Source organism: Microbacterium sp. NPDC089320, from assembly GCF_040684875.1.
Lineage (GTDB): Bacteria > Actinomycetota > Actinomycetes > Actinomycetales > Microbacteriaceae > Microbacterium.
The window spans coordinates 427,564-451,808 of sequence record NZ_JBFBGY010000003.1; the positions used below are offsets into that span (position 1 = coordinate 427,564).

Consider the following 24,245-nt stretch of genomic DNA (forward strand, 5'->3'; position numbering starts at 1 on the left):
CACCCTACGATACAGGTGTGTATTGGATACACTTATGTATCCAACCCGTATTCCCTGAGGAGCCTCGTGTCCACACTCCTGTCCTCGCTCGGCCGATGGTCCTATCGGCACCCGTGGCGCGTCCTCCTCTCCTGGCTCCTCGCGCTGGGAATCGCCGGCGCCGGGGCTCTCGCGCTCGGGGCGGGGACGGACAACTCCTTCTCGATCCCGGGAACCGAGTCCCAGGCGGGCCTCGAGCAGCTCAACCGTTCCTTCCCCGCGGTCAGCGGAACCAGCGCGCAGATCATCGTGGTGGCAGCCGACGGCGACTCGATCACGGACGACTCCTACCGGACCGACATCGAGGATGCCGTCGATCAGCTCGCCGACCTCGATGACTCCGTGCTCTCGACCACCTCGCCGTTCGACGAGATGGTCAGCGGCATGATCAACGACGACGAGACGGCGGGCATCATCCGCCTGCAGTTCGACGGCCAGGCCAGCGACGTCTCGGAGGCGACGCAGGACGACCTGCGCGCCGTCGTGGCCGAGCTCGCGGACGAGCTCCCGGAGGGATCGCAGACCTCGCTCGGCGGTGAGCTCTTCGCCACCTCCATCCCGGGAGTCACCCTCACCGAGGCCGTCGGACTGCTGATCGCGCTGCTGGTGCTGATCGTGACGTTCCGCTCGTTCGTGGTCGCAGGGCTCCCGCTGCTCACGGCCGTGCTCGGGGTGGGCATCTCGATGGCTGGCATCTTCGCCGCGACCGCCTTCGCCACGGTCTCCTCGACCACTCCCCTCCTCGCCCTCATGCTCGGACTCGCCGTCGGGATCGACTACGCCCTGTTCATCGTGGCGAGGCATCAGGATCAGGTCCGCAACGGCGTCGACCCGGAGGAGTCCACCGCTCGGGCCGTCGGCACGGCCGGCTCCGCCGTGGTGTTCGCCGGGGTGACCGTGCTGATCGCTCTGATCGGGCTGGGTTTCGCCGGCATCCCGTTCCTGACCACCATGGGCATCGCGGCGTCCGCCGCCGTCGCAGTCGCCGTCGCCATCGCGGTGACGCTCACCCCCGCTCTGCTCGGCTTCCTGAAGGGCCGCGTGGCCGGTCGACCACGTCGTGCGCCGAAGGCGAAGAAGGGCACGGCCGCCCCCGCCGAGCGACGTCGCTTCAGTGAGCGCTGGGTGACCGGCGTGACCAGGCGACCGGTCCTCGTGTCGCTCGCCGTCGTTCTCGGCCTCGGCATCGTCGCCGTGCCCGCCCTCAGCCTGGACCTCGCGCTGCCCAACGCGGGCGTGCTGCCGAAGGACTCCGAAGCGCGGCAGAGCTATGACCTGGTCGGAGAGCAGTTCGGCCCGGGCTTCAACGGCCCGCTGATCCTCACGGGCACGATCGTCACGTCGACCGATCCTCTGACCCTGATGGAAGACCTCGGCAACGAGGTCGCGAAGATCGACGGCGTCAAGGAAGTCGCCCTCGCGACCCCGAACGAGACCGCCGACACCGGCATCGTGCAGATCATCCCCGAGACGGCGCCGGACGACCCCGCGACGGCCGATCTCGTGCGCGAGCTGCGATCGCACCACGACGAGTGGCTCGACGAGTTCGGCATCGACCTCAAGGTGACCGGATTCACCGCGGTCGGGATCGACATCTCTGATCAGCTGGGCAACGCCCTGCTCCCGTTCGGCGTCTTCGTCATCGGCCTGTCGCTGATCCTGCTCACGATCGTGTTCCGCTCGCTGTGGGTTCCGGTCACCGCCGCCGCCGGCTACCTGCTCTCGATCGTCGCCGCGTTCGGCATCGTGGGAGCCGTGTTCGAGTGGGGCTGGTTCGCCGACGCGCTGCACGTGGCGAAGGTGGGCCCGATCATCAGCTTCATGCCGATCATCCTGATGGGCGTGCTGTTCGGTCTCGCGATGGACTACCAGGTGTTCCTGGTCTCTCGGATGCGCGAGGACTTCGTGCACGATCCCGACGGCAAGGGCCCCGACCGGGCGACCCGCCGGGCCGCCGCGCTCCGCGCCGTGCGCAGCGGGTTCACGGGGTCCGCGAAGGTCGTCACCGCAGCCGGACTCATCATGTTCGCTGTGTTCGTCGCGTTCGTCCCCGAGGGCGATTCGTCGCTCAAGCCGATCGCACTGGGACTCGCGGCCGGCATCGCGATCGATGCGTTCCTCGTGCGGATGACTCTGATCCCCGCACTCATGGCCATCCTCGGCGAGCGCGCGTGGGAGATCCCGGCCTGGCTGGAGAGGATCCTCCCGAGCGTCGACATCGAAGGAGAAGCGGTCGAACGCGAGCGTCATCTGGCCGAGTGGCCCGGTGACGACTCGGTCGTGGCCGCCGATGATCTCACGATCACGGATGCCGGTATCGACGGCCTGCACCTGCGGCTCGCGCCCGGCGCGTCGGCCGTGCTCACCGGGCCGTCAGCCGGCGCACTGCGCGCCCTCGCTCTGACGATCAGCGGGCGGGCGACGCCCGACGACGGACGCCTCCGAGTCGCCGGCCACCTCCTCCCCGGACGAACCGCGTGGGTGCGGGCGCACGTCGGATTCGTCCTGGCCGCCGACGCGCACAGCCTGTCCGCAGATCTCGCAGAGGCGCTGCGGGGCAGGCCCTCGCTCGTCGTGATCGACGCTGTCGATCGGCTCTCGCGCCCGGAGCGCGATCAGCTCGCCGCCCGACTGCGTGATTCCGACAGCACGACCACGATGCTGCTGACCGCGGTCGATCCCGATGTCGCCCTCGAGATCCTGGCCGATGCCCGCCGCACCGCCGCACGGGTGGTCGACATCGACTCGCCAGCCGCACACCCGCAACCCGAGTCCTCGATGCCACGCATCGCCGACGACTCCATCGATTCGACCGAGGTGAACGCATGACCCTCCCCATCGAGCGCGCCCGCTCGCGCAAGCCCATCACCTGGCTGACGATCCTCGGCGTCCTGCTGCTGCCCGCCGCCGTCGGCGGCATCCTGGTCGCGGCGCTGCAGAACCCGACCGAGCGACTCGAGTCGATGACCGCCGCGATCGTCAACCTCGACGAGCCCGTGGAGATCGACGGACAGCTCGCACCCCTCGGGCGGCAGCTCGCGTCAGGACTCGTCGAGGGGTCCGACGAACTGGACTCCAACCTCACGTGGGTGATCTCGAACGAGGAGGACGCCGCCGAAGGCCTCGCAGACGGCTCGTATCAGGCCGTCATCACGATTCCGGAGGAGTTCTCGGCCGCCGCGACCTCAGCGGGACAGGCGATCTCCGACGGCGGCGGCGATGCCGAGCAGGCGACGATCCGGGTGACCACACCGGACGACGGGCTCGTCGCCGATGATCTGATCACGAGCCAGATCGCGAACGTGGCGGCGTCGAGCATGGGCACGCTGCTCTCGGAGGCGACGACCGAGAACGTCCTCGTCGGGTTCACCACGATCGGAGACCAGATCGGCGAGGCCGCGGATGGCGCCGCCGACCTCGCCACCGGCGCACGGGATGCCGCGACCGGTGCCGCGGCGATCCCCGACGGCGCGACCCAGCTCGCATCGGGCGCCGCCGAGCTCGGAAACGGCGCCTCGTCGCTGGCATCCGGGCTCGACACACTCGCGTCGAAGACGCGCGAAGCCGCGGGCGGCGCGAGTCAGATCGGCACCGGCCTCACCACCGGAGCGACTGAGCTGCAGAATCAGGCCGGGCAGATGCCCGCGCTCGTCGGAGCAGTCGAGACGGGGACCGGCGCGGCGGCGGATGCCGCCGCGAAGACGGCGAGCCTCGCCCAGACGCTCGGCGCCATGGCCGCGAGCTGCGACCCCCAGGTATCGGGCGAACTGTGCGCACAGCTCGCCGCCGAGGCCGCGAATGCCGCGGATGCCGCGACGGCGGCCGGAACCGCGTCGGGATACCTCACCGCCGTCGCACCGCAGATCGCCAGCCTTCCCGCCGCGTTCACCACACTCTCGGCCCAGCTCGCCGAGGCCGGCGCGGGGGCGACGAGCCTCGCCGACGGTCTCGACCAGCTGGCCTCGCAGGGCCTCGATCAGTCCGCCAGCGGGGCACGAGCGCTGTCGACCGGGGCCGTCCAGCTGTCCGACGGAGCGACGGAGCTCGCGACCGGCGCCGGCGAACTCGCGACCGGTCTCGACACCCTCGCCACGGGAACGGGTGATCTCGCAGGCGGGCTGCGCACCGCATCCGATTCCCTCCCCTCGTTCAGCGACTCCGAGTCGACGTCGCTCGCATCGGTGATCGCCGATCCGGTGGCGTCGAAGGGCGCGGACGGCGCCACGATCTTCGGCCCGACCGCGATCCCGCTGCTCGCCGCCGTGGTGCTGTGGTTCGGGTCACTCGCCTCGTTCATCGTCATGCGGGCGTACACCGCACGCACGCTCACGTCCCGGCGCTCGTCGGCCGGACTCACCCTGCGCGCCTTCGCCCCGGCCGCCGCGATCGGTGCCGCTCAGGGAGTGCTGGTGTCCCTCATCGTGCAGATCGTCGCCGGTTACGACGCTGCGACCTGGTGGGCCTTCGCCGGGATCGCCGTGCTCGCGGGTGTCGTCTTCGCCGCCGTCAACCAGTCGCTCGTCGCGGTGTTCGGGGGAATCGGACGGTGGCTCAGCGCGCTCGTCGGAGTTCTCGCGATCGCGACCGGGCTGATCTCGACCGTGCCCGGATGGCTGGCTGATCTGGGCGCAGCGCTGCCGACCGCTCCCGCGTTCGCCGGTCTCATCGCCGCGAACGGCGGCGCGGCCGCAGCCCTCGTCGTCTGGGGCGTGCTGTCGCTCATCGCGACGACCGTCGCGGTCGCCCTGCGGCGCACCACCTCAGTGAAGGCGGCACTCGCCGCGGCGTGATCCGCCTCACCGAGCACGGCTCCTGACGACGACGGGCAACGCATACCGCGCGACCCGCCTACGATCAGGAGATGCGCCGCCCGTTCATGACCTCGCCCGCCCAGCTCGCCTCCTTGGAGGGACAGCAGTACCTCGTGCTGCGCCCCACGAGGGCCGTGTCGGACGTCTACCGGGCGGAGCAGAGGTCGGCGCTCGGGCGGCTGGACGCCCCGCACCCGCACACCGAGCACGTCACTCTGCGCGCGTTCCATGAGCCGGAACGCCGCGACGAGGTGCTCGCGCTCATCCGTGAATGGGCGGCGACACAGCGTCCGATCGAGGTCGTCGCCGAGGCCGTCGACGTGTTCCCCACACCGTGGCAGGTCGTCATCCTGCGGCTGAGTCGCACCCCGACGATCGTGTCGGCGTACGCGACGCTCAGCGACACCCTCGAGGGAACCGACTTCCGTCGTCTCGACGAGCGCAGCACGGACGACTGGACGTTCCACCTGTCGGTGATCTATGCCCGGACGCTCGCGCCTGCGGCGTGGACCGAGCTGTCGCACGCGTCGCGGCGCTCGCTGAGCTCACGCCCCTCCGAGACCGTCAGCGACGTCGAGTTCGTCTGGTACCAGGACGGCGCCGAGCACTCCGAGGTGATCCCCCTCGGTCAGCGCACGCTCCGGTGAGTGGCAGCCGGGCGCTCAGCTGAGGCCCGAGTAGGCGTGCAGACCCTTGAAGAAGACGTTGACGATCGTGAAGTTGAAGAGCACGGCCGAGAAGCCGACGATGGCCAGCCATGCCGACGGATTGCCGCGCCAGCCGCGCGTCGCCCGTGCGTGGATGTATCCGGCGTAGAGCACCCAGATGACGAACGTCCAGGTCTCCTTGACGTCGAAGCCCCAGAAGCGGCTCCAGGCGTAGTACGCCCAGATCGAGCCGGCGATCAGCGTGAACGTCCACAGGATGAAGCCGATGATCGTGAAGCGGTACGCCATGCTCTCGAGGCGCTCGGACCCGGGGAAGGTGCGCAGGAATCCCGGTCCGGTCTTCTCAGCCCCCTCGGAGATGAGGCGCTCGCGACGGGACTGCATCAGCTGGATCACCGAGAGGGCGAATGCCAGGGCGAAGAACGCGGTGCCGAGCGAGGCCACGAAGACGTGGATCACGAGCCAGACGCTCTTGAGCGGGTCCATGAGAGGCGAGACGTCGACATAGAAGTTCGTGGCCGAGAGGCCGAGCAGCACGACCACCAGACCCGTGATGAACGTGCCGAGGAAGCGCAGATCGATGCGCGTCAGCACGGCGAGGAACACGGCGACGATCAGCAGCGTGCCCATCATCGCGAATTCGTAGAGGTTGGCCCACGGCACTCGACCCGCCGCCAAACCGCGGGTGAGTGTGGCGGCGAGATGGAAGATGAACGCGAGCACGGTCAGCGAGGTGCCGATGCGGGCCATCACGAACCGCTGCGGCGCGACATCCGAGCCGGATGCCGCGACACCGTTCGCCGCGGTGCGACCGCGCGAGCCGGTTCCGGCTCCGACGAGTTCGAACTCCTGCACGGTCGCGGCGTCGGCCGACAGCTGCGACCGGCGAGCGAGGTCGAAGGCGTAGGCCACGAAGGCCGCCGCATAGATCGCGATCGCCGTCCACAGCAGGATCGGCGAGATCACTTCGAGATCGAACATGGTGTCAGTCTACTTTCGGGGTGTCGGATGCGGGGAGCTCGGGTTCGCCGTCGACGTCCGGCTCGGGAGCCGCTGCGGCCTCGACGGCTGTCGTGACACCCGCTGCGTCCATCAGGCGCGCGTGACCGGCCACGAGGTCGTCGACGGCCGTCGCGAGCGTGGGGTCCTCGCCGCGAGCAAGACCTGCGTACTCGAGAGCGACGGTGCCGTCGTGTGCCGTCGCCTTGACCCACACTCGGCGTCGGGGGATGAACAGCGCGAGCATCAGACCGCCGAGCGCGAGAAGCGCGAAGCCGAGCACCCACGGACCCGAGGCGTCGCGGTGGATCTGCAGCGAGGCGAACCGCTTGACGGACTCCGACGCGTCGGTCGCGCCGGCCGGCGACTCGTCCTCGAAGGTCACCGTTCCCATGCCGTTCGGCAGGTCGGCGGTCTGTCCTGGTGTCAACTCGATCGAATCGAGGTCTGTCGTGCGCCCGGTGACCTTCGTCATGCCGGTCGTGTCGAGCACGTACACGGAACGCGGGATGCCCTCGTTGATGCCGAGGTCGCCGGTGTAGACGTCGAGTGTGAGCGTGGGATTGGTGAGGTCGCCGAAGCCCGAGAAGAACGCGCCGGTGTCGAGCACACCCGTCGTCGGGTAGAAGAAGCCCACGAGGCCGACCTGCTCGCTGAGTCCGTCGGGGATCTTGATGACGCCCAGCGATGTCATGTTGTTGTCCTGCGGCAGGAACGGGGTGCTGTTGGTGAACACCACGTTCCCGTCGGGATCGCGCACCGTGATCGTCGGCGCGTATCCGTTGCCGAGCAGGAAGACGTTGTCGTCGGCGACTCCGAGCGGCTCGTTGACCTTGACCGACCCCGTGCGCTCCTCGCCGTTCTCCTGCACGGTGACGTTCGCCGAGAAGTCGCCGGCCTGACCGGAACCCGGCTCGCCGAACGGCTGATAGGTGACGTCGAAGCTGTCGAGACGCATCGAGTAGGGCGCGAGTGCTCCGTCGCCGACGAATCGCCCGCGGTTCATCGAGTCGTAGTCGAGCAGGGTGTTCGCGAAGGTCTCTCCCTCGACCAGCACGCGCTGCCCCGTGTAGGCGAACCCGCCGCCGACGCCGACCGTGATCAGCACTCCGACCAGCGCGAGGTGGAAGAGCAGGTTGCCGGTCTCGCGCCAGTAGCCGCGCTCGGCCGAGACCGACGACGATCGCTTGTCGTCGTAGCGCTCGACTCGGTAGCCCAGGGCCTTGAGCTGCTTCGTCGCGATGTCGATCGATGCGGCGGCATCGGTCGTGGCGTCGGTCGATGCGCGGTCGACCGCACGGAAGTCGGCGAGACGCTTCAGGCGCGCGGGCGTGCGCGGGGGCCGTGCCTGCAGCGCTTTCGCGTGGTGGCGGATGCGCGGAATGACGCACCCGACGAGCGACGCGAACAGCAGCAGGTAGATCGCCGAGAACCACGGCGAGAGATAGACGTCGAAGAGCTTGAGGCCGTCGAGGATCGGGAAGAGATCGGGGTTGTCGCGCTCCCACTGCGTGACGCCGTTGGGGTCGGCCATGCGCTGCGGGAAGATCGAGCCGGGGATCGCCGCGATCGCCAGCACGAGGAGCAGGATCAGAGCGGTGCGCATCGAGGTCAGCTGACGCCAGCCCCAGCGCAGCCAGCCCACCACGCCGAGGCGAGGCTGCGTGATCGACTCCTCACCGTCGACGTGGTCGGACGGCCGGAGCGGATCGCTCGATCTCTCGGTTGTGCTGCTCACGTCATCCTTCCGATGCGTCTTCTTCTGATCAGATCGGGAGGTCGACACTGCTCATCACCGCCGTCAGTCGAGACATGATGTCCGTCCAGAGTCCCGTCACCATCAGCAAGCCGAGGACGATCAGCAGCACACCGCCGATCACGTTCACCACGCGGATGTGTCGGCGCAGGAAGCCGATCGCTCTCGTGGCCCACCCGAAGCCGAGCGCGACCAGCAGGAACGGGATGCCGAGACCGAGCGAGTAGGCCAGCCCGAGCAGGCCCGCACGCACCGGGTCGCCTGCGTTGAACGAGAGGGCGAAGATCGCGGTGAGGGTCGGACCGAGGCAGGGCGCCCAACCGATGCCCAGCGCGACGCCCAGCAGGGGCGCGCCGATCAGACCGGCCTTCGAGTCGACGTGGAAGCGCAGCTCGCGCTGCGCGAAGCCGAAGAGCCCGAGGAACACGAGGCCCATCAGGATGATGACGCCGCCGAGGATGCGCGTGATGAGCTCGCCCCACTGGAGCAGGAACACGTTGGCCAGCCCGCCGAGGGCCGTGAGCGAGACGAAGACCAGGCTGAATCCGAGGATGAAGAGCAGCACGCCGACGACGAGTCGGCTGCGAGCGGGGGCCTCGACCGTGGACACGGCGGTGCCGTCGGTGGCGTTCGGCGTGCGGCGAGGAGTGACCGCTCCCCCGAGGAATCCGAGATAGCCCGGAACCAGGGGAAGGACGCACGGCGACAGGAACGACACGAGTCCCGCGAGCAGGGCCACGGGGATCGCGAGCCACAGGGCTCCCGATCCGATGATGACTTCGGGGTTCACGCCGCTCCCGAGAGACTCACGAGTCCTCCGCGAGCGCGTCCTTGACGAGCGTCGAGAGGATGGAGGTGCCGTCGATGGGCCCGATGATGCGGGCCGCCACGCGCCCCTGCTTGTCGAGCACGAGAGTGGTGGGCGTCGCCTGGATCGGCACCGACGATGCGAAGGCGAGCTTGGCCTCGGCGGTGTCGACGTCGATCAGGCTCGGGTAGGTCACGCCGAACTCGGCCGAGAACGCCTTGGCGGTGTCGGCCTGATCGCGGGTGTTGATCCCGAGGAACGCGACGTCGTCGCCTCCGTGCTGCTGCCAGACGCTCTCGAGGGCCTCGGCCTCGAGACGACACGGTGCGCAGCCGGCATACCAGAAGTTGACGACCGTGACCTTGCCCGCGAGCTCGGAGCTTGCGAAATCCTCGCCGTCCTCGGTGACGCCGCCGAAATCGCCGATGGGCTCATCGCGCTCGGCGGGCGGGATCTCGACGATCGCTCCGTCGGCCGCGACATAGCCCGGGTTGTCGCCGCTGAGGAACGAGTCGTTCACGGGATCGGGAGCGCAGGCGCTCAGACCGATGGCGAGCACCGCGGCGAGCACGGCACCGACCGCGCGGCGAGAAGGCCGGATGCGGGAGGAGCGGCCGCTGCGGATCGGACGAACCGTCGAGGCGAGTGGCACGATTCCCAGTTTACGCAGGGGTTCCTATGCATGGGCCGGGTGCCTCCGGGTGCAGCACGCCGCTGTCAGAGCCGAGCGAGCACGTCGTCGACGCTCGCGCGGAATCGGGGGCAGGTGGCGATGTCGTGCGAGCGGCAGCCCATCGCGTGCTCGGTCATCTCGCGCGAGCGGCGCATGTCCTCCATCCGTCGGTCGAGGTCGTCGAGGTGCTGCTGCAGCACCTCGTGTCGACCTGCGCTGCCGTCGTCGAGAAGCACGGCGATCTGATCGAGGGTCATGCCTGCGGCCTTGCTGCGCTGGATGACGGCGATGCGCACGACGTCGTCCTGCCCGTAGCGGCGCCTCCCCGCCGAGTCGCGCGCCGGGCGCAGCAGGCCGACCGACTCCCAGTGCCTGAGCGCGTTCGTGGGCAGCTCGAAGCGCGCTGCGACCTCGCCCACGGACCAGGGATTCTCGATGCTTGACTTCATGTTGACATGAAGTCACAGACTGAAGACGAACGCAAGCGAGCACCCCTCGGAAGGACCCTCATGTACGACGCGATCGTGATCGGCGCAGGCCCCGCCGGCCTCCAGGCGGCATTGACCCTCGGGCGGATGCACCGGCCCACACTGCTTCTCGATTCCGGCGAATACCGCAACGGCACCGTGCGGCACATGCACAACGTCGTCGCGAACGACGGCACTCCCCCGGCAGAGTTCCGGGCGACGGCACGAGAGCAGCTCGCCGAGTACTCCGTCGTCGAGATCCGCGACGTGGGGGCGCAGACGGTGACCCGTTCCGACGGCGGATTCGTCGTGCAGCTCGCAGACGGCGAGACGGCCGAGACGCGACACGTGATCCTCGCGACGGGCGTCGCCGACGATCTTCCCGCTATCCCCGGACTCCAGGAGTTGTGGGGCACGAAGGCGTTCAGCTGCCCGTTCTGCGACGGCCACGAGCACGCCGGCCGTTCCATCGGCATCCTCGGTCCCGCCCCGCGCGCCGAGCACCTGATCGGTCTCCTCGGTCGCATCGTCGCGGACATCACGGTGTTCCCGGTGGACCAGCCGTTCACCGACGATGAGGTGCGGACACTGGACGCACTCGGGGTCCGCGTCAGCGCGGAGCCGGTCCTCTCTGTCGCACCGCAGGACGACGACGTGCGCATCACCACCGCCACGGGCGCGCACACCGTTGCCGGCGTGTTCGTCGCCTCCGGCACGATGCGTCACCGTGCTCCCTTCGCCGACCAGCTCGGCCTGCAGATGCTGCCCTCGGGCTCGATCGAGATCGACGACTTCGGTCGCACCTCGATGCCCGGCGTCTTCGCCGCCGGGGACCTCGCGCACCGAGCCTCGCTTCCCGGACCGATGGCATCCGTGCTGCTCGCAGCCGCCGCGGGTCAGCTCGCCGCGGTCGGAGTCATCCAGTCGCTGACGGCCGGCTGACACCTTTCGAATCGCGCACTGTGCAGATCTCGAGCCGCAGAATCTGCCAGGTGCGCGATTCGAACGCGGGTGTCGTCAGACGGCCCCCACGTCGACGGCAGCGCCGGTCGCCGCAGGTTCGGCGTAATCGACCTCGCGCCACACGTCGCCGACGAGCTCGAAGGACGTGACACTCGACAGCGCGCACCGCCGGGTTCGCGGGTCGTGCCTGAGGGGCAGACCGGCCACCCTGAGGTGCGTGATCCAGATCGGCGCCTGGTGCGAGACCATGACGACATCACCGTCGTCCGCCGCGTGCCAGGCCTCCCCCATGACCCCCAGCATCCGCTCGGCGATCGACGTGTACGGCTCGCCCCAGCTGGGAAGCGCCGGCTGCCGCAGATGCCACCAGTTGAGCGGGTTCATCAGGGACCGTCGCATCTGCGTGCCCTCGAACACGTTGGTCGGCTCGATCAGCCTGATGTCGATCTCGGGCGTGAAGCCGAAGCGCTCGGCGAACGGCTCCGCCGACTCCTGCGCACGCTCGAGCGGAGAGGAGAAGAGCCCCACGACCGGTCGGTCGAGGCCGGCGATGTGATCGGAGGCCGCTCGTGCCATCTTTCGGCCCGCCCTGCTCAGGTGGTAGTCGGGCAGCCGGCCGTAGAGGACACGCTTCGGATTGTGGACCTCGCCATGGCGGACGAGGTGCAGTCGGGACGCCACCATGTCAGGCCGCGCGATAGCGGGACTCGCCGAAGCCGAGGATCAGGTACCCGATGTAGGGGAAGACGAAGAGCAGGAAGAAGGAGAACAGACCGCCCTTGCCGAACCGCTCGCCGAGCTTGATGGCCACGACGATCCCGAAGATGAATCCCACGATCGGAATAAGGTACAGCAGCGCCAGCCACCCGGACATACCGGCGATCTTCACGAGGAACACGACGTTCACGATCGGGATGATCGCGAGGATGCCGGGGTAGCCGGCCTTCGTGAACACCTTCCACAGGCCGACCGCGACGAGCACATAGAAGACGAGCGCGATGAGCCCCGTGGTGCCCGAGAAGATCGATCCGTACAGGTCGGAGATGCCGTTGGAGTCCATGGAGACCCTTTCGCTGGTCGAGCGGCTGTCGTGGCGATCCTACTGACCGATATGCCGAGGGCGGGGAGGCGGCACCCGCCCACGTAGAATGGGCGGGTTCATCATTTCCCAGATCAGGAGGAATCCTCCGTGCTTCGCACCCACTCGGCAGGCTCACTGCGAGCCGAGCATATCGGTCAGACCGTCACCCTCTCGGGTTGGGTCGATCGCCGTCGTGATCACGGAGGAGTCGCGTTCATCGATCTTCGGGATGCGTCGGGTATCGCCCAAGTCGTCATCCGCGACGAGGAGATCGCGCACCCGCTGCGCAACGAGTTCGTCCTCAAGGTCACCGGCGAGGTCTCCCGCCGCCCCGAGGGCAACGCGAACCCCAACCTGCCCACCGGCGAGATCGAGCTCATCGCGACCGACGTCGAGGTGCTGAACGAGTCCGCTCCCCTGCCATTCCAGGTGTCCACCGCTGTCGCGGACACCGAGACGGTGGGTGAAGAGGCCCGCCTCAAGTACCGCTACCTCGACCTGCGTCGCCCCGCGGCGGCATCCGCTCTGCGTCTGCGGTCGAACGTCTACAAGGCGGTCCGCGATGTGCTGCACGGCGAGGACTTCACCGAGGTAGAGACCCCGACGCTCACGCGCTCGACGCCCGAGGGCGCCCGCGACTTCGTCGTTCCCGCACGCCTGCACCCGGGCAGCTGGTACGCGCTGCCGCAGTCGCCGCAGCTGTTCAAGCAGCTGCTCATGGTCGGCGGCGTCGAGAAGTACTACCAGATCGCTCGCTGCTACCGCGACGAGGACTTCCGCGCCGACCGTCAGCCCGAGTTCACGCAGCTCGACATCGAGATGAGCTTCGTCGACCAGGAAGACGTCATCACGCTGATGGAGTCGCTGATCGTCGCGATGTGGAAGACCATCGGCGTCGAGGTGCAGACCCCGCTGCCGCGCCTGACCTATGCCGACGCCATGGCGAAGTACGGCTCCGACAAGCCCGACCTGCGCTTCGGACTCGAGCTCGTCGAGGCCACCGAGTACTTCGCAGAGACTCCTTTCCGGGTGTTCCAGGCCGAGTACGTCGGCGCGGTGCGTATGCCCGGTGGCGCGAGCCAGCCGCGCAAGCAGCTCGACGCGTGGCAGGACTGGGCCAAGCAGCGTGGTGCCCGCGGCCTCGCGTATGTGCTCTTCAACGAGGACGGCACGCTCGGCGGCCCGGCCGCCAAGAACCTCTCTGAGGCGGAGCAGGCCGGACTCGCCGAGTTCGTCGGCGCCGAAGCCGGAGACTGCGTGTTCTTCGCCGCCGGATCGACCAAGGAGAGCCGTGCGCTCCTCGGCGCTGCCCGCGTCGAAATCGGCCGTCGTCTCGGCTTCCTGAACCCCGACGAGTTCGCGTTCACCTGGGTCGTCGATGCTCCGATGTTCGAGCCGGCGGCGGATGCCGTGGCATCCGGTGACGTCGCCGTCGGCGCCGGAGCCTGGACCGCCGTGCACCACGCGTTCACCGGACCGAAGCCCGAGTTCCAGGACACGTTCGACACCGACCCCGCTTCGGCTCTCGCCTACGCGTACGACATCGTGTGCAACGGCTCGGAGCTCGGCGGCGGGTCGATCCGCATCCACCGCGAAGACGTGCAGAAGCGCGTGTTCGAGGTCATGGGCATCAGCGACGAGGTGGCGCAGGAGCAGTTCGGCTTCCTGCTCGACGCGTTCAAGTTCGGCGCCCCGCCCCACGGTGGAATCGCGCTCGGCATGGACCGCGTGCTGCAGCACCTGTCGAAGACCGAGTCGATCCGCGACGTCATCGCGTTCCCCAAGTCGGGCAACGGGTTCGACCCTCTGACTGCGGCTCCGGCTCCGATCACGGCCGAGCAGCGGGCGGAGGCCGGCGTCGACTTCGAGCCGGAGGACGACGAGGCCTGACCCTCGCGTCGCAGATCCGCATCGGGTCGCAGAGAATTCTCGGATTCTCTGCGACCCGAGTGCTTTTCTGCGACGTCAGCGCACCGCTGCGAGCGCCGCGAGCGCCGGCGCGATGTTCTCGTTCCACACGTCGACGCCGAGCTTGGCGATGAGGGCGACGACCACGACCAGGAAGACGACGCGGATGAAGGTCGTGCCCTTCGAGATCGCCATGCGCGACCCGAGGTAGCTTCCGGCGACATTCGCGACCGCGAGGATGCCGCCGAGCAGCCACAGCACAGCACCGTGGGGGATGAAGAGCAGCAGAGCACCGGTGTTCGTGGCCAGATTGACGATCTTCGCCTTGGCGCTCGCCTGGAGGAAGTCGTAGCCGAGCAGCGCGACGAGCGTGATCACCAGGAACGTGCCGGTTCCCGGGCCGATCAGCCCGTCGTAGAAGCCGATCACGAGCCCCGCGAGCCCCGCCATGATGTGGTGCTTGTGACCGCTGAAGCGGAGCTTGGTGGCCGCCCCCATCTGCGGACGGAATGCGGTGAACAGCGCCACGGCGAGCAGGGCGACCACGATGATCGGCTTGAAGGCCGCAGCGGGCAGCACGGTGGCGACGGCCGCGCCGCCGAAGGATCCGACCAGGGCGATCGCGGCCATCGGCAGAGCGGTGCGGATGTCGGGTTTCGCTCTCCCGTAGTACGTGACGCTGCTCGTGGCCGTGCCGAAGACCGAGGCGAGCTTGTTCGTGGCGAGCGCCTGGATGGGCGAGATGCCGGGGATCAGCAGAAGCGCGGGGAGTTGCAGCAGACCTCCCCCGCCGACGACCGCGTCGATCCAGCCTGCGGCGAAAGCCGCGATGACGATGAGGATCAGCGTGCCCCAGGTGAGCTGCTCGAGCCCGAGCACACTGCCGATGTCCATCCCTCCAGAATGTCAGACTGCGCACTGCCTCGAACGCCACCGCCGACCGACCCGTCACGCCCCCGACACCTGTCGTTCACCCGAGCCGCGATCGGCGGCAACCCTCGGCTCGTAGTGTCCTCTCGCAACCCGAAAACCGGCTCACAGCGCCGGACACCGAGAGGACCCTGATGACGAACTTCCACCGTCGCGCGCGCATCGGCGCCGGCATCGCCCTGTTCACCACTGCCGCGCTCGGCCTCACCGCCTGCTCCGGCGCAGCGGACGCCTCGGGATCCGGTGACGGAGACTCGTCGGTCGACGCCGCGTCCGCGACATCCGTCGAGGACTTCGGCTCGTTCGAGAAGCTGGAGGCTGCGGCCAAGGCCGAAGGCCAGCTCAACGTCATAGCACTCCCGCGCGACTGGGCGAACTACGGCGAGATCCTCGACCTCTTCGCCGAGAAGTACCCCGAGATCACGATCAACGAGGCCTCTCCCGATGTCTCGAGCGCCGAGGAGATCCAGGCCGCGAAGACCAATGAGGGCCTCGACACCGCGCCCGACGTCTTCGACCTCGGCCTCACGGTCGCGCTGCAGAACACCGACGTGTTCGCCCCGTACCAGGTGCAGACGTGGGACGAGATCCCCGACGCTCTCAAGGAGCCGACCGGCCTCTTCGTCGGCGACTACGGCGGATACATGTCGATCGGCTACGACTCCTCGAAGTTCGACGCCCCGGAGTCCCTGGATGACCTGAAGGATGCCGCCTACAAGGGCGCCGTCGCGATCAACGGCGACCCGACGCAGGCCGGCGCTGCCTTCGCCGCCGTGGGCCTCGCGACCGTGCAGTCCGACGGCACCCTCGACGACTTCCAGCCCGGCATCGACTTCTTCTCGGAGCTGCAGAAGGCCGGCAACCTGCTCAAGGTCGACGTGACCACTGCGACCGTCGCGAGCGGCGAGACCCCCGTCGTCTTCGACTGGGATTACCTCAACGCCTCTCACACGACGGACAACGCGGACTGGAAGGTCGTCGTGCTCGACGGCACCGGCTACGCGGGCTACTACAACCAGGCGATCAACAAGGATGCTCCGAACCCTGCCGCCGCGCGCCTGTGGCAGGAGTTCCTCTACAGCGACGAGGTGCAGAACCTCTGGCTCAAGGGCGGCGCGCGCCCGGCTCGCATGGAGGCCATGACCGAGGCCGGCACCATCGACGCCGACCTGGCTGCCGCTCTGCCCGAGGTGCCCGCCGAGACCGTGGTTCCGACCGAGGAGCAGTCGACGAACGCGGGTACTCTGCTCGGCGAGAAGTGGGCTGCGGCGGTCCAGTGACCCTCACTCCCGCAACGGAGGCGGATGCCGCGGCATCCGCCTCCGTCTCCGCCGCACCGCACAGCGCTGGGCCTGCGACCTCGTCGCGGGCCCAGCGCTCCGCGCCCTCCGTCGCCTGGCTCGGTCTCGTGCCGTTCGCCGCATATGTCGTGCTGTTCCTCGCCGTGCCCACCATCCTCGCCATCGGCTCCGGCTTCTTCACGAAGGACGGGTCGTTCACCTGGTCGAACCTGTCGGCCCTGGCGGACCCCGTCGTGCTCACGACCTTCGCGAATTCGGCGACCCTGTCGCTGCTCACCGCCGTCGTCGGCGCGATCGTCGGTGCACTCGTCTGCTACGCCCTGCTCGGCCTGAACCCCGATGGCGGCATCCGCTCGACGGTGGATGCCGCTGCCGGCGTCCTCGCCCAGTTCGGCGGCGTCATGCTCGCCTTCGCCTTCATCGCGACGATCGGCATCCAGGGAGTCGTCACCCTCTTCCTGAAGAACGATCTCGGAATCGACATCTTCGCGAACGGCACGTGGCTCTATGAACTCCCGGGGCTGATCCTGCCCTACATCTACTTCCAGATCCCCCTCATGGTCATCACCTTCATGCCCGCCCTCGCCGCACTCAAGCCGCACTGGGCCGAGGCGAACCTCACACTCGGCGGCACGCGCGCGAGCTTCTGGCTGCACATCGGCATCCCCGTGCTCGCGCCGTCGTTCTTCGCCAGCCTGCTGCTGCTCTTCGCGAACGCCTTCTCGTCCTACGCCACCGCCGCCGCCCTCGCCAGCCAGGGCTCGCAGATCGTGCCTCTGCAGATCCGTGCCGCTCTGACGAGCGAGACGCTTCTCGGCCGCGAGAACCTCGCCGGTGCGCTCGCGCTGGGCATGATCGTGATCGTGGGAGTCGTGATGGCGCTCTACTCACTCATCCAGCGCCGGGCGGCGAGGTGGCAGTCATGAATCGCCTCGGCCCGTCACTCGCGACCCGCTGGATCATCGGCGTGGTCGTCGGCGCGTTCTTCGCGATCCCGCTCATCTCGACCCTGCTCTACACGCTGCGTCAGACCGACGGCAGTCTCGGACTCGAGCGCTGGGCCGCGCTGTTCGACCCCGCGGAGTCGGCGGCGATCAAGCCGATCTGGATGGGGCTGGGCAACTCCCTCGTCCTCGCGCTCGTGACCGTCGCGATCGTGCTCCTGCTGCTCGCGCCGACCATGATCCTGGTGAATCTGCGCTTCGCGAAGCTCAAGCCGGTGTTCGAATTCGCCGTCCTGCTGCCGATCTCGATCCCCGCGATCGTGCTGGTGGTCGGCCTCGCGCCGATCTACCTGCAGATCGGACGCACCCTCGGCACCGGCACGTGGACTCTGGCCTTCGCCTACGGCATCACCGTGCTGCCGTTCGCGTACCGCTCGATCCAGGCCTCGATCGACGCGGCCGATCTGCGGACGCTCGCCGAGGCCGCCCGGTCGCTCGGCGCCAGCTGGCCGACCGTCGTGCTGCAGGTGCTCGCCCCCAACCTGCGGCAGGGGCTGCTCGCGGCATCGCTCATCTCGATCGCCGTGGTGCTCGGAGAATTCACGATCGCCTCGCTCCTCAACCGCCAGGTGTTCCAGACGGCCATGGTGGTCGTCCAGAAGCAGGATCCGTACGCACCTGCGATCTTCACCCTGCTGGCGCTGCTGTTCGTCTTCCTGCTGCTCCTACTCATCGGCCGCGTCGCGCGCGGCACCGGAAAGGCCCGCTCATGACCCTCCCCCAGACCGCCGACAACATGCTGCTCGCCGAGGCGGGAGAGGGCACGCGTGTGCAGCTGCAGGACATCGTGAAGAGCTACTCCGGCAACACGGTGCTTCACGGCGTCGACCTCGACATCGCGCCGGGCGAGTTCGTCTCGCTGCTGGGACCATCCGGCTGCGGCAAGACCACGCTGCTCCGCGTGCTCGCCGGCCTCGAAGGGCTCGACAGCGGAGCTGTGCTGCTCGGCGGCAACGACGTCTCGCGTGTGCCCACGAACAAGCGCGACATCGGCATGGTCTTCCAATCGTACTCCCTGTTCCCGCACCTGCGCGTCGCGGAGAACACGGCGTTCGGGCTTCGCCGCCGCGGTGTAGCCAAGGCGGAGGCCGCGAAGCGGGCTCTCGACGCCCTCGCACTGGTGGGACTCGCGGATTTCGCCGACCGATTCCCGCACCAGCTCTCCGGAGGGCAGCAGCAGCGCGTGGCGCTCGCACGCGCTCTGGTCACCGAACCCAAGGTCCTGCTGCTCGACGAGCCGCTCTCTGCGCTCGACGCGAAGGTGCGGGTGCAGCTGCGCGACGAGATCCGGCGCATCCAGCTGCGGCTCGGAATCACGACCGTCTTCGTGACCCACGATCAGGAAGAGGCCCTGGCCGTGTCCGACCGGATCGCCGTGATGAACGCGGGGACCATCGAGCAGATCGGCACGCCCGAGCAGCTCTACACGACGCCGTCCACGGCGGGCGTCGCCGCCTTCGTCGGACTCTCGAGCGTGGTGTCGGGGGTCGCGGAGGGCGACCACGTGGTGGTGTGGGGCCAGAGACTCCCCCTGCAGTCGCCGGCCGACGGCCCTGTCGACGTGTATCTGCGGCCGGAGAACGTGCACTTCGCGTCCGAGGCGGATGCCGCGACCGACGCGCTCGTGCAGGAGAGCACGTTCCTCGGCAGCATGCGCCGCACGCTCGTGCGCACCGAGTCGGGCGAGCTGGTGCGGCTCCAGCACGCGCCCGGCATCCACCCGGCCTTCGGCGATCGCGTGCGGATCGCGGTGGCGCCCGAGCCCGTGGCCGTGCACCCGCGAGGCTGACCCGCACACGAGACCCCCTCCTGCTGACTCAGCGGGAAGGGGTCTCGTCGTGACGGGTGCGTCGCGAATTCAGAGAACGCGAGCCAGGAAGTCCTGCGTGCGCGGATGCTGAGGGTGAGCGAGCACCTCGCGGGGGTCGCCCTCCTCGACGATGTGTCCGCCGTCCATGAAGATCAGTCGCGACCCGACCTCGCGGGCGAAGCCCATCTCGTGGGTCACCACCAGCATGGTCATCCCCTCATCGGCGAGCGACCGCATCACCTGCAGCACCTCGCCGACCAGCTCGGGGTCGAGCGCCGACGTCGGCTCGTCGAACAGCATCATGTCCGGGTTCATGCACAGCGCTCGCGCGATCGCGACGCGCTGCTGCTGACCGCCGGAGAGATGACCCGGGTAGGCATCGGCCTTCTCTGCGAGCCCGACCCGGCCGAGCATCTCGGTGGCGATCTTCTGCGCCTCGACCTTGGACCTCTTCTTGACCCGCTGCTGCGCGATCATGAGGTTGCCCATCACATCGAGGTGCGGGAACAGGTTGAAGCTCTGGAACACCATGCCGATGCGCGTGCGCACGCGGTCGATGTCGACATCGGGGTCGGTGATGTCGATGCCTTCGATGAGCACCTTGCCCGCGGTCGGCTCCTCGAGCAGATTCACCGAGCGCAGCAGCGTCGACTTGCCCGAGCCCGAGGGCCCGATGATGCAGACCACCTCTCCCGCCGTGACGGTGAGGTCGATGCCCTTGAGCACCTCGTTGTCGCCGAAGCTCTTCACGAGCCCCTGCAGGTCGATCGCCGGCGCGTGGACGTCAATCAGTTCGGTGCTCATCGCTGCCTCGACATCCTTCGTTCCAGGTACGCGCTGAAGCGCGTGAGCGGGATCGTCACGATCAGGTAGAGCACCGCCGCCATGATGAGCGGGGTGCCGTTCGCGTTCTGCGTGCTCGCATCACGCGCGAAGTTCGTCAGCTCCTTCGACCAGATGAAGGAACCTGCCACGAAGAGCAGCGACGTGTCTTTCAGCAGCAGGACGAACTCGTTGGTCAGCGGCGGGATGATGATGCGGAATCCCTGCGGCACGACGATCCAGAACGTCGTCTTCATGGGCGACATGCCGAGGGAGCGCGCAGCCTCCGTCTGTCCCTTCGGAACAGCCTGGATACCGGCGCGGATCGTCTCGGCCATGTACGCCGATGCGACGAGGATCAGACCTATCAGGCCGAGCACCACCGGCCCGCCGAGCTTCGTACCGGGCACGCCGAGTCCGATGGGCAGGATGAACGCGATGGCGAAGATCGTGAGGATCGCGGGCAGTCCTCGGAACAGCTCGATCCATGCCGTCGCGATCCATCGGAAGGGTCCGATGCTCGACAGCTTCATCAACGCCAGCAGCACTCCGAGGAGGAGGCCGCCGACGAACGCCACCGCCGTGAACCACAGCGTGTTCACGAGCGCCGTCGTGATGATGCCCGGAAGCATCTGAGCGGCGATCTCCGGGTTGAAGTACAGCTGCGCGATCCTCGCCCAGTCGGTGCTGACGATCAGCCAGACCGCGACGGCGATCAGCACCACATAGACGGTGTACCGATACAGCTTGCTCTTCGTGGTGCGCCTCAACGCCATTGTCAAGGTCTCCCTCTACGTCGCTCGCCGATTACTTCGCGGTGAAGTAGTTGTCGTAGATCGTCTGGTAGTCGCCGTTGTCGCGGAGGTCCTGCAGAGCTCCGTCGATCGCCTCGCGGAGGGCATCCTTCTCGCCCTTGGCGAAGGCGAAGCCGTAGGACTCGCCGGTCTCGTACTCCTCGACGATCTTGTAGGCGCTGTCGGCCTTCTCGTGCTCGAGGTTCACGGGCTGGTCCTGAAGGATCGCGTCGATCTGACCGGCCTGCATCGCGGGCCACAGCTCGCCGTCCGAGGGGTACTGCACGAGTTCGGCGCCGGTGGCGTTCTCGGTCGCGTAGGCCTCGCCCGTGGTGCCCTGCTGCACGCCGACGTTCTTGCCCGAGAGGTCGTCGATCGACTCGATGCCGGAGTCCGTGCGGACGAGCAGCGACTGCAGCGATTCGTAGTACGGCTCGGAGAAGTCGATGTTGGCCTTGCGCTCGTCGGTGATGGTCATGGCCGAGGCTCCGATGTCGCACGTGCCCGCCGCGAGCGTGGTGCCGGACTGCAGTGCGTCGAATCCGACGTCCTGTACCGCGAGCTTGAGGTCGAGTTCCTTGGCGATCGCGTCGAGCAGGTCGATGTCGAACCCGGTGTAGCCGGTGCCGTTGTCGCCGCCCTCGAACTCGAACGGAGCGTAGGGGATGTCCGAGCAGACCGTCAGCGTGCCGGCCTCGATGAGGTCGTACTCGTCGCCCGCCGCGGGCTCACCCGATCCGGCGTCTCCGCCGCCCGTCGCGCATCCGGCGAGGGCGAGAGTGGCGGTCGCGGCGAGCGCGATCCCGGCGATGATGTTGCGACGCTGCATGTCAGCTCCTGAAGGACGAGGGTGTGGTTCCCCACGGACGGGTAGGAGAACATCTAAACACGCACCGCCGGGCCGGACCCGCCGTCGGCCGTCTTCTGCGGATCACATTTGTGTTGCAAGTGTGCCCGAATATGACGCGCGTGTTACGACTCAGAGCTCGAAGTCGACAGCCACGCGCGAGGAGACCACCGAGCGCACATATGCCACGACGTCTTCGTGGGCGGGGTGCACCTGATACTCCTCCAGCGCCTCGATCGAATCGACATCGGCGACGAGAGTGACATCCCAGTTCGCCTCCGGGTATGCGACGTTCGCGCCGGCGGAGATCGAGCGGAGCTGCGGCACGACGCCGTCGAGCGCATTCAGGCGGCGAGCGACCTCGGCGGCCTGCTCCGCGCGCGTGGCGGCGTCGGGGGCGGCGAGCTTCCAGGTGACGACATGGCGGATCATCGCGATTCCTTCTCGAGTGCGTCCTGCTGCACGGCTGCTTCGAGAGCGTCGCGCAGTCGGTCGGCGGACAGGCGCCAGTGCGCGTGCAGGTCGCCGTCGATCAGGACGACGGGGATCTTCTCCCACCACAGCTCGTAGAGCACAGGGTCGTCGGCGATCGAGGCCTCGACGATCTCTATGCGCTCGGCTGCGGCGTCGGGGAGTTCGGCGACGACGGCGTCGATGATCTCGGACGCCACATCGCACAGATGGCAGTCCGGCTTGCCGATGAGGGTCAGCGTGGTCACGCCGACGGCACCTCGATGTCGCGACCCTGCGCGATCCACTCGCCCGTTCCGCCCTCGACGTTGGTGGCGTCGTATCCGCGCGACTCGAGTGCCTCGACGACGCGCGCCGATCGACCGCCGGCCTGGCAGATGACGTCGAACGACTCCGCGGGCAGCTCTTCGAGCCGGTTGCCGATCTCGGACATCGGGATGTTGACGGCCCCGGGGACGTGCCCGGCGGCGAACTCGTCGACCTCTCGGACGTCGATGAGCGGAGTGTTCGAACGCTCGGCGAGCTCGGTGACGGTGATCGACTTCATGGCATGCTCCTGCGACGAGTGGGAAACCGGGGGCAGAGACACAAAGCGCCCGTCCGGAGACAGGCGCTCGTGTCTGGTCGCTTACTTCTTGTTGCGACGCTGGTGGCGAGTCTTACGAAGCAGCTTGCGGTGCTTCTTCTTCGCCATGCGCTTGCGGCGCTTCTTGATGACAGAACCCACGGAAACCTCACTAAGTCAGTGGCTGGGTGTCGTCGGAGACGGACACCCGGGTACGGGCACGGAAAAATGCCTCGGATCAGTCTAGCAAACCGTGGAGCGTCCGCTGCACGCGCCCGCCCGACCGCTCCGAGAGCGTCAGCCGACGTCGGCTATAGGTCGTTGCAGCGCCTCGGCGACCGCGGATTCCGGAACCCGGAAACTACGACCGAAGCGGATGGCTGGCAGCTCCCCAGCGTGCACCATCCGGTAGACCGTCATCTTCGACACGCGCATGAGTTCGGCGACCTCAGCCACCGTAAGGAACCGGACATCTGGAACCTCGGGCATCCCACGTACCCCTTTCTCGATTTGTGCACACTCTAGGGCGAACCTGGGACGCGTGTAAACCCGTGTGGCCTGTGTGATCAGTGTGCTTCCCCGATGGTGGCGAAGGCGCGAACAGGAAAGGTTCCGAATCCGCGCACGGCCGGAGGAGCCGCCGTGAATCTCGCGCCACGGGCGGGCACCTCGGCCAGACTCGTCAGGTGCTCGACCACATGCACCCCGGCGGCGAGCAGGATGCTGTGCGCTGGCCGCTCTCCCCCGCTCTCGGTGTCGTCGATGTTCAGAGAGTCGATACCCACGAGGCAGACACCCGCATCGACCAGGAAGCGAGCTCCGGCAGCGGTCAGGAAGGGAGCGCCCCGCCCGTACTCGGGCGTGCCGAAGTGTCTGCTCCACCCCGTGTCCAGGAGCACGGCCCTGCCGCACAGGTCGCGGTCGGCGAGCGTGACCGCATCGATCCCCCTGCGCTCGGCGTCCCACGCATCGTGCAGATGGAACACCTCCGCCCGCAGGTCCACCAGCGAGCTCAGCTCGAGCGACGCCAGGTCTCCCCCGTCTGCGTAGCGGTGATACGGGGCGTCGAGGTAGGTGCCGGTGTTGCCGATCATCGTGATGACGTCCATCGCGAACTCGGTGCCCGGCGCGTACTTCGCGCGGGAGTCCTCGCGGGTGAGATGAGGGGTGATCGTCGGCTCGGGAAGCCCCGGGTAGGTGACGAGCCCCGCCTCGATCGTGTGGCTGAGGTCGATCACGCGCCGCACGGGTCGCCCGGGCTCCGCCACGCCCCGGCTGCCCCGATGAGCCTCCTCCACGATGCGGAGTCGATCCAGCTCCACCGAGCTGACGAGCGCGAGACCGAGATGCCGCACGAGCTGCGCGCCGATCTCCTCGGCTCCGAGGCCTGGGTCGGGCAGGTCGAGGCGGAAGCCCTCTCCACGCATCCCCCCGCCGTTCGCGAACGAGATCGCGAAGTCGAAGTGCGCGCGGTATTCAGGGGATCCCGTGGTCATCCCCTCATCATGGCAAGCGTGGGCGGGCGCCG

Annotated in this window: 26 protein-coding genes; 9 read left to right on the forward strand and 17 right to left on the reverse strand. The window is 68.2% G+C overall.

Going from position 1 to position 24,245, the window contains the following annotated elements; translation table 11 throughout:
- Positions 1-66 precede the first annotated feature (66 nt).
- The 3 genes from AB0N61_RS10610 (at position 67) to AB0N61_RS10620 (ending at position 5,497) form a co-directional block, all read left to right on the forward strand.
- A complete protein-coding gene (locus AB0N61_RS10610; RefSeq protein WP_363363837.1) occupies positions 67-2,868 on the forward strand; it encodes an efflux RND transporter permease subunit in 2,802 nt (933 codons plus the stop codon).
- Entirely contained in the window at positions 2,865-4,829 is a 1,965-nt protein-coding gene (locus tag AB0N61_RS10615) for a YhgE/Pip family protein (protein ID WP_363363839.1), read from the forward strand. The genes AB0N61_RS10610 and AB0N61_RS10615 overlap by 4 nt, the downstream gene beginning before the upstream one ends.
- Before the next feature lie 71 nt (positions 4,830-4,900).
- On the forward strand, positions 4,901-5,497 hold the full coding sequence (locus AB0N61_RS10620) for a 2'-5' RNA ligase family protein (RefSeq protein WP_363363841.1): 597 nt from the start codon (positions 4,901-4,903) through the stop codon (positions 5,495-5,497).
- Positions 5,498-5,512: 15 nt separating this feature from the next.
- Here AB0N61_RS10620 and ccsB read toward each other — a convergent pair whose 3' ends face one another.
- From ccsB to AB0N61_RS10645, 5 genes are all read right to left on the reverse strand, one after another.
- Positions 5,513-6,499 carry a c-type cytochrome biogenesis protein CcsB gene (ccsB, locus tag AB0N61_RS10625; protein WP_363363844.1) on the reverse strand — a complete coding sequence of 329 codons (987 nt, stop codon included), beginning with the start codon at positions 6,497-6,499 and terminating at the stop codon, positions 5,513-5,515.
- Positions 6,500-6,503: 4 nt separating this feature from the next.
- Positions 6,504-8,255: a cytochrome c biogenesis protein ResB gene (locus AB0N61_RS10630; RefSeq protein ID WP_363363846.1), complete on the reverse strand. Its 1,752-nt coding sequence runs from the start codon at positions 8,253-8,255 to the stop codon at positions 6,504-6,506.
- Between the two features lie 28 nt (positions 8,256-8,283).
- The gene (locus AB0N61_RS10635) at positions 8,284-9,063 is read right to left on the reverse strand and encodes a cytochrome c biogenesis CcdA family protein (protein ID WP_363363848.1); all 780 of its coding nucleotides are present in this window, start codon (positions 9,061-9,063) and stop codon (positions 8,284-8,286) included.
- Positions 9,064-9,079: 16 nt separating this feature from the next.
- Entirely contained in the window at positions 9,080-9,733 is a 654-nt protein-coding gene (locus tag AB0N61_RS10640; RefSeq protein WP_363363850.1) for a TlpA disulfide reductase family protein, read from the reverse strand.
- Between the two features lie 65 nt (positions 9,734-9,798).
- Positions 9,799-10,203, reverse strand: a complete 405-nt coding sequence (locus tag AB0N61_RS10645; RefSeq protein ID WP_363363853.1) for a MerR family transcriptional regulator — start codon at positions 10,201-10,203, stop codon at positions 9,799-9,801.
- 60 nt (positions 10,204-10,263) lie between these two features.
- Here AB0N61_RS10645 and AB0N61_RS10650 point away from each other — a divergent pair, with 60 nt between their 5' ends.
- A complete protein-coding gene (locus AB0N61_RS10650; protein ID WP_363363855.1) occupies positions 10,264-11,163 on the forward strand; it encodes an NAD(P)/FAD-dependent oxidoreductase in 900 nt (299 codons plus the stop codon).
- Positions 11,164-11,238: 75 nt separating this feature from the next.
- On the opposite strand, the gene AB0N61_RS10655 is transcribed toward AB0N61_RS10650, so the two are convergent.
- Both AB0N61_RS10655 and AB0N61_RS10660 read right to left on the reverse strand, forming a co-directional pair.
- Complete coding sequence (locus AB0N61_RS10655) at positions 11,239-11,868, reverse strand: histidine phosphatase family protein (RefSeq protein ID WP_363363857.1); 630 nt, start codon at positions 11,866-11,868, stop codon at positions 11,239-11,241.
- A 1-nt stretch (position 11,869) separates the two neighbouring features.
- Positions 11,870-12,244, reverse strand: a complete 375-nt coding sequence (locus AB0N61_RS10660) for a DUF5684 domain-containing protein (RefSeq protein ID WP_167945830.1) — start codon at positions 12,242-12,244, stop codon at positions 11,870-11,872.
- Between the two features lie 129 nt (positions 12,245-12,373).
- Here AB0N61_RS10660 and aspS point away from each other — a divergent pair, with 129 nt between their 5' ends.
- On the forward strand, positions 12,374-14,155 hold the full coding sequence (gene aspS / locus AB0N61_RS10665) for an aspartate--tRNA ligase (protein ID WP_363363859.1): 1,782 nt from the start codon (positions 12,374-12,376) through the stop codon (positions 14,153-14,155).
- Positions 14,156-14,230: 75 nt separating this feature from the next.
- Here aspS and AB0N61_RS10670 read toward each other — a convergent pair whose 3' ends face one another.
- Positions 14,231-15,067, reverse strand: a complete 837-nt coding sequence (locus tag AB0N61_RS10670) for a TSUP family transporter (protein ID WP_363363861.1) — start codon at positions 15,065-15,067, stop codon at positions 14,231-14,233.
- A gap of 170 nt (positions 15,068-15,237) precedes the next feature.
- Here AB0N61_RS10670 and AB0N61_RS10675 point away from each other — a divergent pair, with 170 nt between their 5' ends.
- From AB0N61_RS10675 to AB0N61_RS10690, 4 genes are all read left to right on the forward strand, one after another.
- Positions 15,238-16,383 (forward strand): extracellular solute-binding protein, encoded by a 1,146-nt coding sequence (locus AB0N61_RS10675; RefSeq protein WP_363363864.1) that lies wholly within the window; start codon positions 15,238-15,240, stop codon positions 16,381-16,383.
- A 128-nt stretch (positions 16,384-16,511) separates the two neighbouring features.
- Complete coding sequence (locus AB0N61_RS10680; RefSeq protein WP_363364244.1) at positions 16,512-17,330, forward strand: ABC transporter permease; 819 nt, start codon at positions 16,512-16,514, stop codon at positions 17,328-17,330.
- Complete coding sequence (locus AB0N61_RS10685) at positions 17,327-18,121, forward strand: ABC transporter permease subunit (RefSeq protein ID WP_363363866.1); 795 nt, start codon at positions 17,327-17,329, stop codon at positions 18,119-18,121. Before AB0N61_RS10680 ends, AB0N61_RS10685 begins: the two co-directional genes overlap by 4 nt.
- The gene (locus AB0N61_RS10690; RefSeq protein ID WP_363363867.1) at positions 18,118-19,197 is read left to right on the forward strand and encodes an ABC transporter ATP-binding protein; all 1,080 of its coding nucleotides are present in this window, start codon (positions 18,118-18,120) and stop codon (positions 19,195-19,197) included. The genes AB0N61_RS10685 and AB0N61_RS10690 overlap by 4 nt, the downstream gene beginning before the upstream one ends.
- 69 nt (positions 19,198-19,266) lie before the next feature.
- Here the strand turns inward: AB0N61_RS10690 and AB0N61_RS10695 are convergent, their stop codons facing one another.
- The 9 genes from AB0N61_RS10695 to AB0N61_RS10735 form a co-directional block, all read right to left on the reverse strand.
- Positions 19,267-20,022, reverse strand: a complete 756-nt coding sequence (locus tag AB0N61_RS10695; RefSeq protein ID WP_363363869.1) for an amino acid ABC transporter ATP-binding protein — start codon at positions 20,020-20,022, stop codon at positions 19,267-19,269.
- Positions 20,019-20,816 (reverse strand): amino acid ABC transporter permease, encoded by a 798-nt coding sequence (locus AB0N61_RS10700; RefSeq protein WP_167945812.1) that lies wholly within the window; start codon positions 20,814-20,816, stop codon positions 20,019-20,021. The genes AB0N61_RS10695 and AB0N61_RS10700 overlap by 4 nt, the downstream gene beginning before the upstream one ends.
- Positions 20,817-20,847: 31 nt before the next feature.
- The gene (locus AB0N61_RS10705) at positions 20,848-21,663 is read right to left on the reverse strand and encodes a transporter substrate-binding domain-containing protein (protein ID WP_167945810.1); all 816 of its coding nucleotides are present in this window, start codon (positions 21,661-21,663) and stop codon (positions 20,848-20,850) included.
- A gap of 150 nt (positions 21,664-21,813) precedes the next feature.
- Positions 21,814-22,113, reverse strand: coding sequence for a Dabb family protein (locus AB0N61_RS10710; RefSeq protein ID WP_363363872.1), 300 nt, complete (start codon positions 22,111-22,113; stop codon positions 21,814-21,816).
- Positions 22,110-22,400, reverse strand: coding sequence for a glutaredoxin family protein (locus AB0N61_RS10715; protein WP_363363874.1), 291 nt, complete (start codon positions 22,398-22,400; stop codon positions 22,110-22,112). The genes AB0N61_RS10710 and AB0N61_RS10715 overlap by 4 nt, the downstream gene beginning before the upstream one ends.
- Positions 22,397-22,699 (reverse strand): rhodanese-like domain-containing protein, encoded by a 303-nt coding sequence (locus AB0N61_RS10720; protein ID WP_053098850.1) that lies wholly within the window; start codon positions 22,697-22,699, stop codon positions 22,397-22,399. Before AB0N61_RS10720 ends, AB0N61_RS10715 begins: the two co-directional genes overlap by 4 nt.
- A gap of 81 nt (positions 22,700-22,780) precedes the next feature.
- Positions 22,781-22,879 (reverse strand): AURKAIP1/COX24 domain-containing protein, encoded by a 99-nt coding sequence (locus AB0N61_RS10725; RefSeq protein WP_003792170.1) that lies wholly within the window; start codon positions 22,877-22,879, stop codon positions 22,781-22,783.
- Positions 22,880-23,014: 135 nt separating this feature from the next.
- The gene (locus tag AB0N61_RS10730) at positions 23,015-23,206 is read right to left on the reverse strand and encodes a helix-turn-helix domain-containing protein (protein WP_053098849.1); all 192 of its coding nucleotides are present in this window, start codon (positions 23,204-23,206) and stop codon (positions 23,015-23,017) included.
- Between the two features lie 77 nt (positions 23,207-23,283).
- Positions 23,284-24,213 (reverse strand): cyclase family protein, encoded by a 930-nt coding sequence (locus AB0N61_RS10735; protein ID WP_363363877.1) that lies wholly within the window; start codon positions 24,211-24,213, stop codon positions 23,284-23,286.
- Between the last annotated feature and the right edge of the window lie 32 nt (positions 24,214-24,245).

Bases quoted from the DNA above. Each gene is read 5' to 3' on its own strand.
- AB0N61_RS10615 (WP_363363839.1), top strand. From the start codon at position 2,865: ATGACCCTCCCCATCGAGCGCGCCCGCTCGCGCAAGCCCATCACCTGG.
- AB0N61_RS10620 (WP_363363841.1), top strand. From the start codon at position 4,901: ATGCGCCGCCCGTTCATGACCTCGCCCGCCCAGCTCGCCTCCTTGGAG.
- ccsB (WP_363363844.1), bottom strand. From the start codon at position 6,499: ATGTTCGATCTCGAAGTGATCTCGCCGATCCTGCTGTGGACGGCGATC.
- AB0N61_RS10645 (WP_363363853.1), bottom strand. From the start codon at position 10,203: ATGAAGTCAAGCATCGAGAATCCCTGGTCCGTGGGCGAGGTCGCAGCG.
- AB0N61_RS10650 (WP_363363855.1), top strand. From the start codon at position 10,264: ATGTACGACGCGATCGTGATCGGCGCAGGCCCCGCCGGCCTCCAGGCG.
- AB0N61_RS10655 (WP_363363857.1), bottom strand. From the start codon at position 11,868: ATGGTGGCGTCCCGACTGCACCTCGTCCGCCATGGCGAGGTCCACAAT.
- AB0N61_RS10660 (WP_167945830.1), bottom strand. From the start codon at position 12,244: ATGGACTCCAACGGCATCTCCGACCTGTACGGATCGATCTTCTCGGGC.
- AB0N61_RS10670 (WP_363363861.1), bottom strand. From the start codon at position 15,067: ATGGACATCGGCAGTGTGCTCGGGCTCGAGCAGCTCACCTGGGGCACG.
- AB0N61_RS10675 (WP_363363864.1), top strand. From the start codon at position 15,238: ATGACGAACTTCCACCGTCGCGCGCGCATCGGCGCCGGCATCGCCCTG.
- AB0N61_RS10685 (WP_363363866.1), top strand. From the start codon at position 17,327: ATGAATCGCCTCGGCCCGTCACTCGCGACCCGCTGGATCATCGGCGTG.
- AB0N61_RS10690 (WP_363363867.1), top strand. From the start codon at position 18,118: ATGACCCTCCCCCAGACCGCCGACAACATGCTGCTCGCCGAGGCGGGA.
- AB0N61_RS10695 (WP_363363869.1), bottom strand. From the start codon at position 20,022: ATGAGCACCGAACTGATTGACGTCCACGCGCCGGCGATCGACCTGCAG.
- AB0N61_RS10700 (WP_167945812.1), bottom strand. From the start codon at position 20,816: ATGGCGTTGAGGCGCACCACGAAGAGCAAGCTGTATCGGTACACCGTC.
- AB0N61_RS10705 (WP_167945810.1), bottom strand. From the start codon at position 21,663: ATGCAGCGTCGCAACATCATCGCCGGGATCGCGCTCGCCGCGACCGCC.
- AB0N61_RS10710 (WP_363363872.1), bottom strand. From the start codon at position 22,113: ATGATCCGCCATGTCGTCACCTGGAAGCTCGCCGCCCCCGACGCCGCC.
- AB0N61_RS10720 (WP_053098850.1), bottom strand. From the start codon at position 22,699: ATGAAGTCGATCACCGTCACCGAGCTCGCCGAGCGTTCGAACACTCCG.
- AB0N61_RS10730 (WP_053098849.1), bottom strand. From the start codon at position 23,206: ATGCCCGAGGTTCCAGATGTCCGGTTCCTTACGGTGGCTGAGGTCGCC.
- AB0N61_RS10735 (WP_363363877.1), bottom strand. From the start codon at position 24,213: ATGACCACGGGATCCCCTGAATACCGCGCGCACTTCGACTTCGCGATC.